At 61.0% G+C, this 18175-nt stretch carries 15 protein-coding genes and 1 rRNA gene; 12 read left to right on the top strand and 4 right to left on the bottom strand.

Annotated elements, in window-relative coordinates; genetic code table 11:
* Positions 1-483 (bottom strand): pyridoxal 5'-phosphate synthase (locus JNL55_RS05190; protein WP_293850259.1); only part of this gene is annotated, 483 nt, incomplete at its 3' end.
* A 162-nt stretch (positions 484-645) separates the two neighbouring features.
* Here JNL55_RS05190 and JNL55_RS05185 point away from each other — a divergent pair.
* From JNL55_RS05185 to JNL55_RS05160, 6 genes are all read left to right on the top strand, one after another.
* Entirely contained in the window at positions 646-1749 is a 1104-nt protein-coding gene (locus JNL55_RS05185) for a prephenate dehydrogenase/arogenate dehydrogenase family protein (RefSeq protein WP_293850258.1), read from the top strand.
* A 25-nt stretch (positions 1750-1774) separates the two neighbouring features.
* Complete coding sequence (locus JNL55_RS05180; protein ID WP_293850256.1) at positions 1775-2878, top strand: sensor domain-containing diguanylate cyclase; 1104 nt, start codon at positions 1775-1777, stop codon at positions 2876-2878.
* A gap of 86 nt (positions 2879-2964) precedes the next feature.
* Positions 2965-3996, top strand: coding sequence for a Fe(3+) ABC transporter substrate-binding protein (locus tag JNL55_RS05175; protein ID WP_293850254.1), 1032 nt, complete (start codon positions 2965-2967; stop codon positions 3994-3996).
* Between the two features lie 9 nt (positions 3997-4005).
* Positions 4006-5655 carry an ABC transporter permease gene (locus tag JNL55_RS05170; RefSeq protein WP_293850252.1) on the top strand — a complete coding sequence of 550 codons (1650 nt, stop codon included), beginning with the start codon at positions 4006-4008 and terminating at the stop codon, positions 5653-5655.
* Positions 5645-6685 carry an ABC transporter ATP-binding protein gene (locus JNL55_RS05165; protein WP_293850249.1) on the top strand — a complete coding sequence of 347 codons (1041 nt, stop codon included), beginning with the start codon at positions 5645-5647 and terminating at the stop codon, positions 6683-6685. Before JNL55_RS05170 ends, JNL55_RS05165 begins: the two co-directional genes overlap by 11 nt.
* Before the next feature lie 37 nt (positions 6686-6722).
* On the top strand, positions 6723-7295 hold the full coding sequence (locus tag JNL55_RS05160) for an RNA pyrophosphohydrolase (RefSeq protein WP_293850247.1): 573 nt from the start codon (positions 6723-6725) through the stop codon (positions 7293-7295).
* Here the strand turns inward: JNL55_RS05160 and JNL55_RS05155 are convergent.
* Positions 7292-7720, bottom strand: coding sequence for a CopD family protein (locus JNL55_RS05155; protein ID WP_293850244.1), 429 nt, complete (start codon positions 7718-7720; stop codon positions 7292-7294). The two genes, JNL55_RS05160 and JNL55_RS05155, sit on opposite strands and share 4 nt — an antisense overlap.
* Before the next feature lie 212 nt (positions 7721-7932).
* On the opposite strand from JNL55_RS05155, the gene JNL55_RS05150 reads away from it, so the two are divergent.
* The 4 genes from JNL55_RS05150 (at position 7933) to ppx (ending at position 11180) form a co-directional block, all read left to right on the top strand.
* Positions 7933-8673 carry a DUF6776 family protein gene (locus tag JNL55_RS05150; RefSeq protein WP_293850242.1) on the top strand — a complete coding sequence of 247 codons (741 nt, stop codon included), beginning with the start codon at positions 7933-7935 and terminating at the stop codon, positions 8671-8673.
* Positions 8674-8784: 111 nt separating this feature from the next.
* Entirely contained in the window at positions 8785-9210 is a 426-nt protein-coding gene (locus tag JNL55_RS05145; RefSeq protein ID WP_293850240.1) for a bactofilin family protein, read from the top strand.
* Positions 9211-9306: 96 nt separating this feature from the next.
* Positions 9307-9684, top strand: coding sequence for an iron-sulfur cluster insertion protein ErpA (gene erpA, locus JNL55_RS05140; RefSeq protein WP_293850238.1), 378 nt, complete (start codon positions 9307-9309; stop codon positions 9682-9684).
* Complete coding sequence (gene ppx / locus JNL55_RS05135) at positions 9684-11180, top strand: exopolyphosphatase (protein WP_293850236.1); 1497 nt, start codon at positions 9684-9686, stop codon at positions 11178-11180. Before erpA ends, ppx begins: the two co-directional genes overlap by 1 nt.
* A 3-nt stretch (positions 11181-11183) precedes the next feature.
* Here ppx and ppk1 read toward each other — a convergent pair whose 3' ends face one another.
* Both ppk1 and JNL55_RS05125 read right to left on the bottom strand, forming a co-directional pair.
* The gene (gene ppk1, locus JNL55_RS05130) at positions 11184-13262 is read right to left on the bottom strand and encodes a polyphosphate kinase 1 (protein WP_293850234.1); all 2079 of its coding nucleotides are present in this window, start codon (positions 13260-13262) and stop codon (positions 11184-11186) included.
* 162 nt (positions 13263-13424) lie between these two features.
* Positions 13425-14807: a peptidoglycan DD-metalloendopeptidase family protein gene (locus JNL55_RS05125; protein ID WP_293850233.1), complete on the bottom strand. Its 1383-nt coding sequence runs from the start codon at positions 14805-14807 to the stop codon at positions 13425-13427.
* A gap of 246 nt (positions 14808-15053) precedes the next feature.
* Between JNL55_RS05125 and tyrS the strand changes: the two genes are divergently transcribed.
* Together tyrS and JNL55_RS05115 are read left to right on the top strand one after the other, a co-directional pair.
* A complete protein-coding gene (gene tyrS, locus JNL55_RS05120) occupies positions 15054-16265 on the top strand; it encodes a tyrosine--tRNA ligase (protein WP_293850232.1) in 1212 nt (403 codons plus the stop codon).
* A 670-nt stretch (positions 16266-16935) separates the two neighbouring features.
* Positions 16936-18175, top strand: a 16S ribosomal RNA gene (locus JNL55_RS05115); the annotation flags it as partial.

Genomic DNA, 18175 nt, shown 5'->3' with positions numbered 1-18175 from the left:
GTCCGTGGACTGTAACAATCCGAGGCGCTCTCGCACCTCGCGAACCTGTTCGACAAGCGTGTCTCGCGAAGCGAGCGGTTCACTTTGCGCGCTGGCCCACGCACCGACGCGACTTTCGAAGGCGCGAGAGGCGAAATATTGATCGCTTTCCGGCGCCGGCGAGCGCACCACGGGGCCTTCCAGTCGAACCTGACGATGCAGCGTGTCCCAATGGAACACGGCCGCCGCGCGCGGATGCTCGGCCAACTCCTTGCCCTTGCGCGATTCATAGTTGGTGAAGAACACGATGAAGCCGCGGTCCGGCACCAAGCGCTTGCACAGGACTACCCGGGCCGAGGGGGCCTGGTTCTCGCCCACGGTGGCGACCACCATGGCGTCTGGGTTCGGTTGCACATTGCGCGCCCGCGCATCGCTGAACCAGGTCGCAAAGATCGGCAAAGGGTCGGCGGGCAGGGGTTCGGGCAACAGTTCGTCGGCGGCCATAGCTTTAAACAGACTTGAACAATTCGCGCACCGGGCGGGCCGGCGAGCAACACAGGCCTGATTATGCCAGCTCGCCCGGATTATGAGCCGTTAGCTTGCGGGCCGCGCTCGCCGGTTGGTAAAAGGCGTGAGCAATCAGCAAGGTCCGGACCGAATAGCCCGATGAATCTTCAAGAAATCCGCGAACGCCTGTCCGAATTGGATCGGCAGCTGCTCGCGCTCGTCGCCGAGCGCCAACGGCTGAGTCGCGAGGTTGCCGAGGCCAAACAGGCCGAGGGCAAGGGCACGCGCGACTACACCCGCGAGCGCGAGGTGCTCATGCGCGCCCGGGCCACTGCCGATTCGCTGGGCATTTCCCCTGCGCTGGCGGAGTCGGTGCTGCGTCTTCTGATCCGTGGCTCGCTGACTGCACAGGAACGCATTCGTGTCGCGGCCGGCGGCCGCGGTGGCGGCAAAACCGCGCTGATCATCGGCGGTACCGGCAAGATGGGGCGTTGGTTCAGCGACTTCATGGCATCGCAGGGCTACGCGGTCACGGTGGCGGATCCGGTGAAGGCGCCGGAAAACTCGGCCTATGCGTACATCGCGGATTGGCGTGCTGGCTCGCTCGACTACGATCTGATCGTGGTTGCCACTCCGCTAAAAATAGCGAACGTGGTGTTGCAGGAGTTGGCCGCGCTTAAACCGCGCGGTGTGGTCTTCGACATCGGTTCGCTCAAAACGCCGCTACGACAAGGCATTGAGGCATTGCAGAGCGCCGGCGTGAAAGTCACGTCCGTGCATCCCATGTTCGGTCCGGACACCGAGCTGCTGTCCGGGCGGCACGTGATCTTCATCGACATGGGCAGCAAGGAAGCCATCGATGCCGCGCAGGAACTGTTCGGCTCGACCATGGCCAAACAGGTGGTAATGGGACTCGACGAACATGACCGCTTGATCGCCTACGTGCTGGGTCTGTCGCATGCATTGAACATCGCGTTCTTCACCGCGCTCGCCGAGAGCGGTGAAGCGGCGCCGCGGCTGGCGCAGCTGTCCAGCACGACGTACGACTCGCAGGTGGATGTGGCCACGCGTGTGGCTGCCGAGAGCCCGGATTTGTATTTTGAGATTCAGCATCTCAACGACTATGGCCGCGAATCGCTGCAAGCGTTGCGCGGGGCCGTGGAGAAGCTGTGGCACTCAGTGTCGACCGGCGACGCGCCGGAGTTCACCGCCATGATGCAGCAGGGTCGCGAGTACCTGGCGGGTCGAGTGCGCAATGATTAGCGGGTCAGTTGGGAGGAGAGCATAGATGTCGGCACGGGATCTCCAAGGAGAGATCCGCGAATTGCGCGGGCGCATCGCCTCGCTCATGGACGAGGCTGCGACCAATGAAAAGCTGCTGCGGCGGAGCCAAGAGCGCGAACTCGAGTTGCTCAAAGCCGAGAACATGTCGCAGCTGTTCGATGCTATTTGCAAAGGCCTGAAGGCCTCCTACGCGTTGGAGTCGGTGACGCTGTTGTTGCTGGATCCACAGCATGAAATCCGGCATCTGCTGATCGCCGACAACGTCAAGATCGAAGACTTTCCGCAGGTGTTGTTCACCGACAGCCTGGCAGGCATGGCGCCGCAGTTCAATTCATTCCATCGACCTTGGCTTGGGCCGTACATGGGCTGCGATCATCAGTTGCTGTTCCCCAGCGTGCCGGGCTTGAAGAGCATCGCGCTGATTCCGCTGCGTCGACAGGATCGACTGCTCGGCGCGCTGAATTTCGGCAGCGTCGATGAGAAGCGCTTCTCGCGACACTTGGCGACCGACTTTCTCGCGCACCTGGGCGTGATCGCGTCGTTCGCCATCGAGAACACGATCAACCGCGCGCGCCTGGTGCGCAGTGGCTTGACGGACTTCCTCACCGGTTGGCACAACCGCCGTTATCTCAACGCGCGCCTCAAGGAAGAATTGGCTCGCGCGCAGCGACAGGGCACCAGCCTCACGTGTCTGGTCATCGACCTGGATCGCTTCAAACAGATCAACGATCAGCATGGTCACCTGGCCGGCGACATGGCCCTGCGCGAGGCGGCTCAGCGAGTCGATGCGCACATTCGCGGCAGCGACGCGGCGGCCCGTTTCGGCGGCGATGAGTTCGTGGTGTTGGCACCGGGGATCGCGCCGGAGCAGGCGGCGTGCTTGGCCGAGCGCATCCGAGTCAGCGTCAACGAGACGCCGTTGAGCTTGCCGTCCGGCGCCAACCTGAGCATGACAGTGTCCATCGGCGTCGCCGGTATTAACGTGTCGCGTGACGAGACCGATCTGAAAGCCGCCGCCGAGCGGCTCCTGGCGGATGCCGACGCGGCGCTGTATCGGGCCAAGCAACTCGGCCGCAACCGGGTCGAGCTGGCGGCCGGCCGCTCCTGACCAAGAATTAACGCCGCCAATCTCTGACAGGCCTGCATAAACATGATTAAATGCGAGTCATTCGCATTGAATAGGTCGGCGGGATCATGAAGGCAAGGTTCGGTGGGTTCGTGCCAACGATGGGCGCGGTGGTGGTGGCGCTGGGCCTGCTGGTCGGCGTGACTGGCTGCGCCAACAAGGAGTCCTCCGAGCTGGTGGTGTACTCGGCGCGCATCGAGGCTTTGATCAAGCCCATCTTCGATCGCTACACCGCCGAGACCGGCCAGAAAATCCGTTTCGTCACCGACGACGCCGGGCCGCTGATCGAGCGCCTGAATGCCGAAGGCGCCAACTCCCAGGCCGACATTCTGCTCACCGTCGATGCGGGCGAGCTGTGGCATGCAGCCGATCGCGGTTTGTTGAAGCCCATCCAGTCGGACGTGCTCAACGCCAACATTCCGGAAAGCCTGCGCGATCCGCAGGGTCGCTGGTTCGGCTTCTCGATCCGCGCGCGCACCATCGTTTACAGCACCGAGCGAGTGAAGCCCGAAGACCTGAGCGACTATGCGGCGCTCGCCGAGCCGCGCTGGAAGGGCAAGCTGTGTTTGCGCACGTCGAAGAAGGTCTACAACCAGTCGCTGGTGGCCATGTTGATCGCCGAACACGGCGAGCCCAAGACTGAAGAGATCGTGCGTGGCTGGGTGGCGAATCTGGCGGCCGAGCCGTTCTCCAACGACACCTTGCTGATGGAGGCCATTGCCGCCGGTCAGTGCGATGTGGGCTTGGTGAACACTTATTACTTCGGCCGATTGGTGCGCGATCAGCCGGATCTACCCATCAAGCTGTTCTGGGCCGATCAGGCCGGGCAGGGCGTCCACATCAACATTTCTGGCGCAGGTGTCACTGCTCACTCGCCCCGCGCCGAAGCTGCGCAGAAGTTTTTGGAATGGTTGTCTCAGCCCGAGGCGCAGCAGTTCTTCGCCGGGCAGAACCTGGAATATGCCGCCAGCCCCAGTATCGAGCCCGATCCCATCGTGAAGGCCTGGGGCGATTTCAAACGCAGCCCCATGAACGTGGTGCAAGCCGGTGAGCTGCAGGCCCAGGCGGTGAAGTTGATGGATCGGGTCGGCTATCGCTGACGATTCTCTATGAGTGCGGAGGTTGTGCAGCCGGAGACGCGGCGCGCGTGGCGCGACCCGTTGAGCGTGGTGCTCGCGGTTGTGCTGTGCCTGCCCGCACTCGTGCCTCTGCTCGTCATCGTGCACGCGACCCTTTCTCCCGAAGCGGAGGTTTGGTCGCATCTCGCTCGCTACGTGCTGCCGGAAGTCACGATCAACACCATCAAGCTGTTGCTCGGGGTAGCGGTACTCAGCGGCATCGTCGGCACGGCGCTGGCGTGGCTCACGTCCATTTGTGAATTTCCCGGCCGGCGCTTTTTCGATTGGGCGCTGTTGTTGCCGCTGGCCATTCCCACGTATGTGCTGGCGTTCGTCGCGGTGGGGTTTCTTGATTACGCTGGGCCGCTGCAAAGTTGGTTGCGCGAGCTGACTGGCAGCTCGAGTTGGGTGCCGCGCATTCGTTCGACAGGTGGCGTCATCTTCGTGTTGTCACTGGCGCTGTATCCATACGTTTATTTGCTGGCGCGCACGGCATTTCTCACTCAAGGCCGTCGTGCGCTCGAAGCTGCGCAGATGTTGGGGCTTGGCCGTGCGGCGGCGACGTGGAAAGTCGCGCTACCCATGGCTCGGCCTTGGATCGCAGCCGGCATTGCGTTGACCTGCATGGAAACCTTGGCGGACTTCGGCGCTGTCTCGGTGTTCAACTACAACACGTTTACGACCGCCATTTATCGCGCCTGGTTCGGCATGTTTTCAGTCAGCGCCGCGCTGGAGTTGGCTGGCGTGTTGTTGCTGTTCGTGATCGCCGCGTTCGCGCTCGAACGTGGCTCGCGAGCTGGAGCGCGGTTCACTAGCAGCCGCGACATGAGTCGCGAGGCGACGCGCTTGCCGCTCGGGCCAGTAGCGCGCTGGGGGGCATTCGCCGGCGCGGGCTTGGTTCTATCACTCGCGTTTATTTTGCCGCTGTTACAGCTGTTGATCTGGTCGTTCAAAAACGCCGGTGACATCGACAGTCGCTATTGGGGATTCATCGGGCGCAGCTTGATGCTCGCTGGCAGTGCCGCTGTAGTGATCGTCGCAGCGAGCCTGGCGCTCGCGTACATCGAACGCAGTCGAGCGACTCGCTCGATGCGGCTGCTGGTGCGGCTTGCAACGTTGGGTTACGCGATTCCGGGCACGGTGTTGGCTGTCGGCATCGTGGTGCCCATCGTGTTGTTGAACAATCAGCTGCAAGACTGGTTGCGTCATTGGATGGGCGAGTCGGCGCCGGTGTTGCTGCTTCAAGGCACGCTGCTCGCTGTGCTCATCGCTTATCTGGCGCGCTTTCTCACCGTAGGCTTCAATCCAATTGAGAGCGGCTTGCAGCGGGTGACGCGCAGTATCGATGAAGCTGCCGCCAGTCTCGGTGTGGTCGGCACCGATCTGATTCGCAAAGTCCATGTGCCATTGTTGCGGACCAGTCTGGCGACCGCCGCGACCTTGGTGTTCGTCGACGTCATGAAAGAGATGCCTATCACCTTGATCACGCGGCCACCGGGCTGGGACACTCTGGCGGTGCGCGTGTGGGAAATGACATCTGAAGGCGAGTGGGAACGGGCGGCCTTGCCGGCGGTGGCCATCGTGTTGGTCGGGTTGATTCCGGCCGCGATGTTGACCCGCAGAGGTGCCCATGTGGCTTGAGCTCGACAACGTCGTTCGCCGCTTCGGCCAGCGCTCGGCCGTGAACGGTTTATCGATCCGGCTGGCGAAAGGCTCGATCGGTTGTTTGCTCGGTCCCAGTGGCTGCGGCAAGACCACGGCGTTGCGTTGTATTGCTGGTTTCGAGCCCGTCGATGCAGGCGTGATCAGCGCGCATGGGCGGGTGCTCGCGTCCCAAGATCATCAATCGCCGCCCGAGAGTCGGCAGATCGGTATGGTCTTTCAGGACTACGCGTTGTTTCCGCATCTCTCGGTGCTCGATAACGTTGCGTTCGGCCTGCATCGCTTGGAGCGAAACAAACGCGCGCGCCGTGCTCAGGAGATTCTCGAGACGGTCGGATTGACCGAGCACTGCGATCATTACCCGCATCAGTTGTCCGGCGGTCAACAGCAGCGCGTTGCTTTGGCTCGCGCACTGGCGCCGGAGCCGGAGATCGTGTTGCTCGATGAGCCGTTCTCCAGTTTGGATGTCGAGTTGCGCGAACGCTTGAGTGTCGAAGTGCGCTCGGTGTTGAAGGCGTTGAACACCACCGCGCTGTTGGTGACTCACGATCAGCAAGAAGCGTTCGCGGTCGCTGACGTCGTCGGCGTGATGAAGGACGGTCGCTTGGAGCAGTGGGATACGCCGTACCAGCTCTACCATCGACCGGCGACGCGCTTCGTCGCCGACTTCATCGGCCAAGGCGTGTTCATTCCAGGTGAGATCGTCACCGCGGGTTCGGTGCGCACTGAGTTGGGTGTAGTGCGCGCCAATGGCAACGGTCAGTGGCAGACCGGCCGGCACGTCGATCTGCTGTTACGGCCGGACGATGTGATTCACGATGACGCCAGCGAGCTGCGCGCCGAAGTTTGTCAGCGCGCATTCCGTGGAGCGGAGTTCCTCTACACCTTGAAACTGGCGAGCGGCCTGCAGCTGTTGTCGCTGGTGCCGAGTCATCACGATCACGCCGTCGGCGAACGCATCGGTATCCGCATCGAGCCTGACCACGTGGTGGCGTTCCCGCGCGACTGATGAAAGAATCGGGCCAATCCGATTTTTCTCCAGTTCCATGACTGATTTCATCGATGCAGACGGCTTTCGCGCCAATGTCGGAATCGTCTTGATCCGCGAGGACCGCCAGGTCTTTCTAGGCGGTCGGACCGGCGGCCGCGGCTGGCAATTCCCCCAAGGCGGCGTGCAACAGCGGGAGAGCCCCGAAGAGGCGCTGTTTCGCGAACTCAAGGAAGAGGTGGGCCTCGACCCGGCGGACGTGAAGCTGGTGGCGGGCACCCGCAACTGGCTGCGCTACCGCCTGCCGAAACAATACGTCCGCAAGAACAGTAATCCGCCCTGTATCGGTCAGAAGCAGCGCTGGTTCCTGCTCAAGTTCGTCGGCTCGGACGACCGCTTCGACCTGGTGTCCAACGGCGAGCCGGAGTTCGAAAGCTGGCGCTGGGTGGACTACTGGACGCCGGTGCGCGAGGTCATCTACTTCAAGCGCGCCGTCTACGCGCGCGCGCTCGACGAGCTGGCGCGGACCGCGTTCCCCAAGGATCCGCCGGAACTGCCGGAGTGGTCGCAGGATGAGAAATACTTACGCAGCCTGGCCGAAAGACGCCGCAAAGCCCCACCGATCAGTTAGAACGGCTTAACGACGACGAGGATGACAATTCCGAACAGGAAGAATGTCGGAACCTCGTTGAAGCCTCGATACCAGCGCTCGGAATGCCGGTTGCGATCCTGGCGGAAAGCCAGCAGCAGCCGGTGACACCACACGTGATAGCCGATCAGGCCGGCCACCAGCGTCAGCTTGGCGTGCATCCAGCCGGTTTGCATGAAGCCGGGCACCTTGCCCAAGGTAGCTAGGCCGAACAGCACCGCCAGCACGCCGCCCACCGTCATCATCGCGAACAGCCTGCGCTCCATGATTTTGAAGCGCCCGGAGCCGGCCACATCGCCGCCGGCCTGATTCAACGCCGCGTGATACACGAACAACCGCGGCAGGTAGAACAATCCGGCGAACCAGGTGATGACGAACACGATGTGCAAGGCTTTGAGCCAGAGCATGAACGACCCTTTGTAATGGCGGCGAGAATTGGCGACCGGCGCCGGCTTTGCCTCAGCGCCGTTTGCGTCATCGCCGTAGTGGCTGCCGATCCGAGGCGGCCGATGGCGGTCCCGTGACCGGATTCTTTGCGGCGCTTCTCAATCGAAGCGCGGCGGCTGTGCTCTAATTTCACCAGCTTTCGTCAAATTCGTACACGACAACCCGTTCAGAAATGGCTGGTTTTTCTCCATTGCGCACCGGTGCCTTCGTCATCCGCCAGCATCCGACCTGGCGGCGGCGAGCCGTGCTCATTGGCGCCGTGCTGGTCAGCCTGGTGAGCCTGTACCTGATGTACGAATGGGGCCGGTTCGAAGGCGGTTACAGCAAGTTCGCCGAGATCCAGCGGCGGCGTGAATTGACGGCCCAGATCGACACTTTGAAGGAGGAGAACGAGCGGCTGCGCGCCGAAGTCGCCTCCGCCGAGCTGGCCCGCAACGTGGACAATCAGGCCTACGCTGCGGTCGAGAAGAATCTGGCCGACCTGCAGGCTCAAGTGCTCAAGCATCGCGAGCAGCTGACCTTCTATCGCGGCATCGTGTCGCCGGAGGACGGGATCGGCAACTTGCGCATCCAACGCTTCCAGGTGTTACCTGGCGGGGCCGAGCATCACTACCGGTTACGGCTGGTGCTGGTGCAGTCCATGCGTCAGGAGGCGATGGTGTCGGGGTCGGTAGTCGTGCAGCTCGAAGGGGTGCGCGACAATAAACCGGTGCAATTGCCGTTATCGGAAGCGGGCGAGACTTCGCGAGCCGACGGGCAGTTGCCGTTCCAGTTTCGGTATTTCCAGAATCTCGAGCAGGACATCGTGTTGCCGGAAGGTTTCGAGCCGCGAGCCGTGACCGTCGAAGTGCGTTCGGCGCGCCTGGCCCCTGTGCGAGAATCCTATCCTTGGCAGGTGACAGCGGAAGGGTGAGCCTGGGTGCCTTTCCGAGGACACTTAACGTGTCCTCGGACCAGGCGAACGACAGTACATGGAGGTACTGGCTGGTCAACGCTCCAGGGATGGCTGCTTGAGAGAGACTTCATGTTCAACCGTAGTAAACCCAAACCCCATCGCATCGACACGCTGATCGGCGCCGGCACGCGCATCATCGGCGACGTGCAGTTTGCCGGCGGCTTTCATGTCGACGGCCATGTGAAAGGCAATGTGGACGCGCCGGCCGATTCCGGTGCCACGCTCAGTGTCAGCGACAGCGGCGTGGTGGAAGGTTCGGTGGCCGTGCCCAACGTGATTCTCAATGGCACGGTGAAGGGCGACATCCTGGCGCATGAGCGAGTCGAGCTGGGCGCGACTGCCCGCGTCACCGGCAACGTGTATTACGCGTTGATCGAGATGGAAATGGGTGCGGAGATCACCGGCAAATTGATCCATGAGCCGCGTCGCGGCGCCAAGGTGGAGCCCGAAATCAAGCCCGCGCCGGGCGGCGCAACCGCTGATTCCACAGGCTGATACCCATATATCTCAATCGTTTGGCGGTGTTTTGAGGCTCACCGACCCGGCCTGAGCTACACTTGATTCAGTTGGCGCTGCCCTCACTGTGGCCTCATGAATACTGAATCCGCCCTTGCTAGTTCGATCTCCCCGCCGGGCCTCGCGCCGAGCCTGGTGTTTACCGATGCCGCGGCCGCCAAGGTCAGCGAGCTGATTCGGGAGGAGTCCAACCCCAACCTGAAGCTGCGCGTGTTCGTGCAAGGTGGCGGTTGCTCGGGCTTCCAATACGGCTTCACCTTCGACGAAAACCTGGAAGAAGGCGATACGCGCGTCGAGAACGGCGGCGTGACGCTGCTGATCGACCCGATGAGCATCCAGTACCTGGCGGGCGCCGAGATCGACTACAAAGAAGACATCGAAGGCGCGCAGTTCGTGATCCGCAACCCGAATGCCACGACGACCTGCGGCTGCGGCTCGTCGTTCAACATGTAATGGCTCGCAAGGTTCCCGACGTCATTGCAGCCGTCGATCTAGGTTCCAACAGTTTTCACATGATCGTGGCCCGTCATTCGCACGGGCAGCTAGTTATTCTCGACCGACTGCGCGAAAGCGTGCGACTCGGTGCCGGGCTCGATGAGCAAGGCCGCCTGAAGCGCGAGGCCATCGACGTGGCGCTCGCTTGCTTGGAGCGATTCGGTCAGCGCTTGCGCGATATGAAAGCCGAGAGCGTGCGCGTCGTCGGCACCAACACGCTGCGCAAGGCCAAGCGCAAAGGCGCATTCCTGGATCGCGCGCGTCATGCGCTCGGGCATCCCATCGAAGTGATCTCGGGTATCGAAGAGGCGCGCCTGATTTATCTGGGCGTCTCCAGCACCATGCCCAGCGAGCCGGGACGGCGACTGGTCGCCGACATTGGCGGCGGCAGCACCGAAATCATCATCGGCGAAGGTCACCATCCCAAGAAGCTCGAAAGCTTGCACATGGGCTGCGTCAGCATGAGCTCGCGCATTTTCAGCGACGGGGTGATCACCGAAAAGCGCTTGAAGCGCGCACGCCTCGCCGCCCGACTCGAACTCGAGCCGGTGCAAGCTGCTTTCAAGAATTATGGTTGGGACCAAGCAGTAGGCTCTTCCGGCACGATCCGTTCGGTGAGCGACATTCTGCGCGCACGCGCGAACGGCGACGGCATCATCACGCCCGCTGGCGTCGATGCGCTGCTCGAACAACTGTTGCGCGCTGGCGATCTGTCCAAGCTGCGTTTGCCTGGGCTAGCCGAGGATCGACTGGCGGTGTTCCCCGGTGGTTTGGCCATCATTGCTGAAATTCTCAGCGTGCTCGACATCAAGTCCATGAAGGTGGCGGACGGCGCGCTGCGCGAGGGGTTGCTGTACGACTTGGTCGGCCGCTTCACCGACGAAGACGCGCGTCTGCGCAGCGTTCGCGCCATGCAAGGTCGCTATCACGTCGATCAAGCACAGGCGTCGCGCGTCGAGACCACTGCGCTCGATTTTCTACGACAGACGCAGGTCGAATGGCAGCTCGACGAACCTTTCGCTGAATTGGCGTTATGTTGGGCAGCGCGGCTGCACGAGATCGGTCTCGACGTGTCGCACTCCCACTATCAAAAGCACGGCGCCTATTTGCTGGAGCATGCGGACATGCCCGGCTTCCCGCAGGAAGAGCAGCGGATTCTGGCGTACATCGTCGGCGCTCATCGCCGCAAGTTACAGCCCGAATTGCTGGAAGAATTGATGCCGCCGTGGCACATCAAGGCGCAGTTCTTGATCGTGATCCTGCGACTCGCGGTGCTGTTGCATCGAGGCCGGAGCGCAGAGGCGCTGCCCAAGATCGAGCTGCAGCCGCGCGCACGCGCGTTGGATATCACCTTCCCGAAAGGCTGGCTCGACTCGCACCCCTTGACCGCCACCGATCTGGAAAACGAGATCGAGTATCTGAAGGCGGCTGGCTTCCGCTTGCGCGTCAGCTAGGCGCTATTCGTTGCAGTCGGAATAGCGTTGTAGCAGGACCTGTTGCGCACTGACTTGCGGTGCGCCGTTGGCGGTCGCGTGCACGTACTGGCCGTCGGGCTTCAACACCCAAGCCTGCTCGGTATCCACCAGATAGGTTTCCAGATCCTCGACGATGCGATCGCGGTGCTGTTTGCGCTCGATCGGGAAGCACACCTCGATGCGGCGGAAAAAGTTGCGCTCCATCCAGTCTGCGCTGGCGCAGAAAATGTCCGGGTTGCCGTCGTTGTGGAAGTAGTAGACGCGCGAGTGTTCGAGGAACCGCCCGATCACCGAACGCACCGTGATGTTCTCGGAAATGCCCGGCAAACCGGGGCGAAGTGCGCAGATGCCGCGCACGATCAGATCGATCTTCACGCCTGCCATCGCGGCCGAATACAGCGTCTGAATGATCTGCGGCTCGATCAACGCATTCATCTTGGCAATGATGCGAGCGGGTTTGCCTTCGCGCGCAAAAGCCATTTCTCGCCGCGTCTTTTCCAGCAAGCCTTCGTGGAGCGTGAAGGGCGACTGCAGGATTTTCTGCATGGTCGCGACACGCGTCGGGCTGGTCAGCTGCAAGAACAGCTCGTGCAAGTCTTCGCCAACCGGCTCATCGCAAGTGAATAAGCCGTAGTCTGTGTACACGCGAGCGGTGCTGGGGTGGTAGTTGCCGGTGCCGCAGTGGCAGTAGCGTCGCAGTTTTCCGCGTTCACGACGCACGACCATGATGAGTTTGGCGTGCGTCTTGTAACCGACCACGCCGTACATCACATGCGCGCCAGCTTCTTGCAAGCGAGTCGCGAGTTTGATGTTGGCGGCTTCATCGAAGCGGGCCATCAACTCGATGATGACGGTGACTTCCTTGCCGGCGCGCGCAGCGTCGACGAGTTGGTCTACGACGGGCGATTGCGGGCCGGTGCGATACAGCGTCTGCTTGATCGCCAACACGTCGGGATCGGCGGCGGCCTGGCGCAGGAAATCGATCACCGGTGCGAAGGCTTCGAACGGGTGATGCAACAGGACTTCGCCTTCGCGCATCACCGCGAAAATGTCTTCCTTCGCCACCAGGCGCTTGGGGATGCAGGGCGTGAACGACGGATATTTCAGGTCCGGCCGGTCGACCAGATCGTAAATGGCCATCAGCCGGTTCAAATTCACCGGGCCGTTGACTTGATACAGGTCGTCGCGCTTGAGCGCGAAGTGGCGCAACAGGAAGTTGGTGATGTCTTCCGGACAATCGAGCGACGTCTCCAAGCGCACGGCCGCGCCGTAGCGGCGTTGCGCGAGCTCGCCTTCGATGGCACGCAAGAGGTTGTCGACTTCTTCGTCGTCGACGAACAGGTCGCTGTTGCGCGTGACTCGAAATTGCCAGGCGCCTTCCACCTTCATGCCGCTGAACAATTGCTGGACGAAGGTCGAAATCACCGCTGACAAGAATACGAAGTAGGTCTTGCCGGGCTCGCCGGTGGTCGGCGGCAAGCGAATGATTCGCGGCAAGGAACGCGGCACTTGGACCACCGCGAGCTCGGCATCGCGGCCGAACGCATCTTTGCCGGAGAGTCGCACGATGAAGTTCAAGCTCTTGTTTTGAATGCGCGGGAATGGTCGGGCGGGATCCAGTCCCAGCGGCGTGAGCACCGGTTCGACTTCCTTGGCGAAATAGTCGCCCACCCAAGTGCGTTGCGCCGGAGTCAGCGTCTTGGCGTTGACGAATTGGATGCCTTCGCCGGCCAGCGCCGGAAACACCAGCTGATTGAGCAGCTCGTATTGATCCGTCACCAGAGCCGCGGCGCGCTCGTGAATGGCGACCAACTGCTCCGGCACGCTCATGCCGTCGGGCCCGCCGGTGAGCGAACCGAGTTCCTGGCGTTGCTTCAAGCCGGCAACGCGGATTTCGAAGAATTCATCCAGGTTGGAGCAGGAAATGCCCAGAAAGCGAATGCGCTCCAGCAGCGGCAGGCTCTCATCGTGAGCTTGCGCCAGCACTCGCTGATTGAAGTAAAGAAAGGACAGTTCCCGATTGATGTAATGTTCGGGAGCTTTGAGATTCACATCGAGCATGATGCCGCCGTGCCACGTCCCGAGAAGCTTGGGGCATCGAGAATACTACGGGCGCGTGACAGCTTGTGTTACACGCGTGTGTCGGTGGATCGCGCCCAAGAGATCAGATCAGTTGATCGAATCAGGGGGCGCGATCTTTCAGCGCAAGCGCTGTGGGAATAATCAGGGCAGGGACGCGACCGTGGCGGCTTCAGCGCGATCCAGCTTGCTCAGCAATTGCCCGGAAGACGACGCGAACTCAGCCCGATAACCGTCGGAAATCGGCGCTGCGGTCGGCAGCAACACGGTGCGCGGATTCTTGTGCACGCCGTTGACCAGATATTCGTAATGCAAATGCGGGCCGGTGGCGGCGCCGGAGCTGCCGACGAAGCCGATGGTGTTGCCTTGGCGAACGCGCTGACCGGCGCGAATCCCGGCGAAGCGAGACATGTGACCGTACAGCGTCGAGACGCCACCGCCGTGCTCGAGAATCACCACGCGACCGTAGCCGCCCTTCATGCCGACGAACGAGACGCGGCCATCACCGGCCGCCTTGATCACTGTGCCGGTCGAGGCTGCGTAATCGACGCCTTTGTGGGCGCGAATGGTGTTGAGGATGGGATGACGGCGTTTCGGATTGAAGTTCGAGCTGATGCGCGTGAATTCCAGCGGTGCGCGCAAGAAGGCGCGACGCATGCTGCGGCCATCGGGCGCGAAATAGTCGGCGACCTGGCCGTCCTTGGACGCGAAGTACACCGAGCGATGCAAGGTGCCGGCGTTCATGAAGTCGGCGGCCAGGATGCGGCCGTTGCCGATGAACTTGCCGTCGCGATACTTCTGTTCGTACACCAGATTGAATTTGTCGCCGGGCTGGATATCGAGCGCGAAGTCGATTTCCCAGCCGAAAATGTCGTTGGCCATCTGCAGGATCAGTTCGGGACTGACGCCGGCGGCGCGCGCCGCGGCGAACAGCGACGAGTCGACGGTGCCTTCGGCGTGCACTTCCTGCACCGCTACCGGCGTTTCGATCACTTCCGACTTGAAGCCCTCATCGACGCGGGTCACCGACAGGATTTCGGTCTCGCTGATACGGCGGGTGAGCTGTTGCACCAAGCCTTCTTCATGAACCAGCGTAATAGTGTCGCCGACGCGCAGCTGATCGAGGTTGGCCTGCACGCCCGGCACGTCGCGGATGCTGGCCAGATCGGTGAGGTTCAGTTTCAGCTGACGGAAAATCCGATCCAGCGTGTCGTTGCGACGGACCACGAACTCGACCGTGTCGCCGAGCAGCGAGGGCGGCATGACCGCCGGAATGGCGACGTCCTGGATCTCGATGGGCGGCAGATCGTCCAGACTGATGGCGGCCTGGCCCGTGCCTTCGCGCGTCGCCATCGCATAGGCGATGACCCCGCCGATCAGCGGCACCAACAGACCGGAGATGAACCAGCGCGCGTGGCTGGTCGAGCGAGACTGCTGCGGCTTGTAGTCGAACGCGGTCCGAGCGCTGGCGCTGGCGTGAAAACCCTTTTGAATTCCGAGTTGTCCAGACTGCCGAGACTCGCGCATAGCCGTGCGTAAATTAGTTAAAGTAAATGAACCCAGTCGCAAATTTGAAGAATCACGACGCTCACGTCAACCCACGAAACCGAGCTTTTGGTCCTGTTCAGCAACGCTCGGACGCGAAACAATCGCTCCGGCGCGCTGTTTTCAGCGTCCTCAAACACGTGACCGAAGTCGTGCCGAACGACTAAAGTCGCCGGTATTCCCACTCAATCAGCCTTATCGTGCCCTTCGCGGCACGCTGGAAATCCGATGCTTTCCGCCGAAGAACAATTGTCCGAGCTCAAGCGTGGAGCCACCGAAATTCTGCTCGAGTCGGAGCTGCTCACCAAGCTGAAGCGCGGCAAACCGCTGCGAATCAAAGCCGGCTTCGATCCGACCGCGCCCGATCTGCACCTCGGGCACACCGTGCTGATCAATAAAATGCGCCGCTTTCAGGATTTCGGCCACCAAGTCATTTTCTTGATTGGGGATTTCACCGGCCTGATCGGCGATCCGTCCGGCCGCAACGCGACGCGCCCGCCGCTGACTCCGGACGACGTGCAGGCCAACGCCAAGACTTATCAGGACCAGATCTTCAAGATTCTGGATCCGGCCAAGACCACTGTGGACTTCAATTCGCGCTGGATGAGCCAGCTCGGCTCGGCCGGCATGATTCAGCTGGCGGCCAAGAGCACCGTGGCACGCATGCTGGAGCGGGACGATTTCAGCAAGCGCTATAAAGGCGGCCAGCCGATCGCCATTCATGAGTTCCTGTATCCGCTGGTGCAGGGTTACGACTCGGTGGCGCTCAAGGCCGATGTCGAACTGGGCGGCACCGATCAGAAGTTCAATCTGCTGATGGGCCGGCAATTGCAGGAAGCGTTCGGTCAGGAACCGCAGATCGTGCTGACCATGCCGCTGCTGGAAGGGCTCGATGGCGTCAACAAGATGTCCAAGTCACTCGGCAACTACATCGGCGTCAACGAAGACCCGGACAGCATGTTCGGCAAGCTCATGTCGATCTCGGACGAATTGATGTGGCGCTACTTTGACTTATTGTCGTTCCGGCCCAATGCGGACCTGGCGACACTGCGTCAGCAACTGGCGGACGGGCGCAACCCGATGGAGATCAAGTTCGAGCTCGCGGTCGAGCTCACCACGCGCTTCGGTGGCGCGGCGGCCGCTGAACAGGCGCGGCAGAACTTTTCTTCTCGTAGTCAGCGACGGGAAGTGCCGGAGAACATCGAGACCAAAATCATCGCCATCGATGGCGCGAACATCGGGGTGGCCGCGGCCATCAAGCAAGCCGGCTTGGCCGAGAGCACGTCAGCGGCGAATCGGTTGATCCAACAAGGCGCGGTTCGCATCGATGGCGAGCGAGTCGAAGACATAAAGCGCGCGCTCGAGCCCGGACCGGCCCGACTGTTCCAGGTCGGCAAGCGTGGCTTCGCCTATATCGAGGTAGTGAAGAGCTCGTCGTAACCGGCTTGCCGGATCTGATTCAGGCGCCCTCGCGAGTCACTCGAGGGCGTGCCTCGGTTGGAAAATCCGCATTCAAAAAAAAATCTTCAAGCGCCGCTTAGGCTCTTGCAAATTCACGCGGTGGCTACGAAATGCGGTTTGTACGTGGCCAAGAAATAACCAATGTTTTCAGCCGTTACAGTCGCTTTGATTTTTTTTCACGGCGGGTGTTGACGGCCTGAAATCAAACAGTAATATGCGCCCCCTTCGCAGCGGGCGCCGGTTGAAAAACGGGCTGCGGAGAAGCTGATTCGACCGGTCGCCGACACTTCGAAAATAAAAAATTCGAAGGGGTTGACGGCCAGAAACGAGACAGTAAGATGCGCCTCCCTCGCAGCGGATGCCGCTTCAAAAACGGCGCCGCGACACGGACGCGAGGAGCTGAGTTGGACGTGAGTTGATCGCCTCGAAATGAAAAACGAGGGGGTTGACGGAACGAAAAAAGCAGCTTAAAGTTCCGCTTCTGCCTAGCCACCGCGCAACGGCAACGCTCTTTAAAAATCAAACAGATAACTTGTGTGGGGACTCGCGTCGGTTCGTTGGTGAAGCCAACTTCGATGATGAGTTTCCAAATTTAGCCAGTAGAGCTTATTTGGATATCTCTTCGTTAAATTGAAGGTCTCAAAGCCTTTAAGTGAAGAGTTTGATCCTGGCTCAGATTGAACGCTGGCGGCGTGCCTAACACATGCAAGTCGAGCGGTAGCAGGTGTAGCAATACATGCTGACGAGCGGCGGACGGGTGAGTAACGCTTGGGAATCTGCCTGTTAGTGGGGGACAACCCGGGGAAACTCGGGCTAATACCGCATACGCACTATGGTGGAAAGCCGGGGACCGCAAGGCCTGGCGCTAACAGATGAGCCCAAGTCGGATTAGCTAGTTGGTAGGGTAACGGCCTACCAAGGCGACGATCCGTAACTGGTCTGAGAGGACGACCAGTCACACCGGAACTGAGACACGGTCCGGACTCCTACGGGAGGCAGCAGTGGGGAATATTGGACAATGGGGGCAACCCTGATCCAGCGACGCCGCGTGGGTGAAGAAGGCCTGCGGGTTGTAAAGCCCTTTCGGTTGGGAAGAAAAGCTGTGACCTAACACGTTGCGGCCTTGACGTAACCAACTAAAGAAGCACCGGCTAACTCTGTGCCAGCAGCCGCGGTAATACAGAGGGTGCGAGCGTTAATCGGAATTACTGGGCGTAAAGCGCGCGTAGGCGGCTTTTCAAGTCGATTGTGAAATCCCCGGGCTTAACCTGGGAACTGCAGTCGAGACTGTCTAGCTAGAGTATGGGAGAGGGAAGTGGAATTTCAGGTGTAGCGGTGAAATGCGTAGATATCTGAAGGAACATCAGTGGCGAAAGCGACTTCCTGGACCAATACTGACGCTCATGTGCGAAAGCGTGGGGAGCAAACAGGATTAGATACCCTGGTAGTCCACGCCATAAACGATGAGAACTGGATGTCGGGAGGGTCTGCCTCTCGGTGTCGTAGCTAACGCGTTAAGTTCTCCGCCTGGGGAGTACGGCCGCAAGGTTGAAACTCAAAGGAATTGACGGGGACCCGCACAAGCGGTGGAGCATGTGGTTTAATTCGATGCAACGCGAAGAACCTTACCTGGTCTTGACATCCCCGGAACCCCGCAGAGATGTGGGGGTGCCTTCGGGAGCCGGGAGACAGGTGCTGCATGGCTGTCGTCAGCTCGTGTCGTGAGATGTTGGGTTAAGTCCCGCAACGAGCGCAACCCTTGTTCCTAGTTGCCAGCACTTCGGGTGGGCACTCTAGGGAGACCGCCGGTGACAAACCGGAGGAAGGTGGGGACGACGTCAAGTCATCATGGCCCTTATGACCAGGGCTACACACGTGCTACAATGGCC

The sequence above is a fragment of the Steroidobacter sp. genome (assembly GCF_016790065.1).
In the GTDB taxonomy this organism is placed as follows: Bacteria; Pseudomonadota; Gammaproteobacteria; order Steroidobacterales; family Steroidobacteraceae; genus Steroidobacter.
The sequence above is the reverse complement of the archived record's forward strand: the minus strand, read 5'-3'. Positions and strand labels throughout refer to the sequence as shown.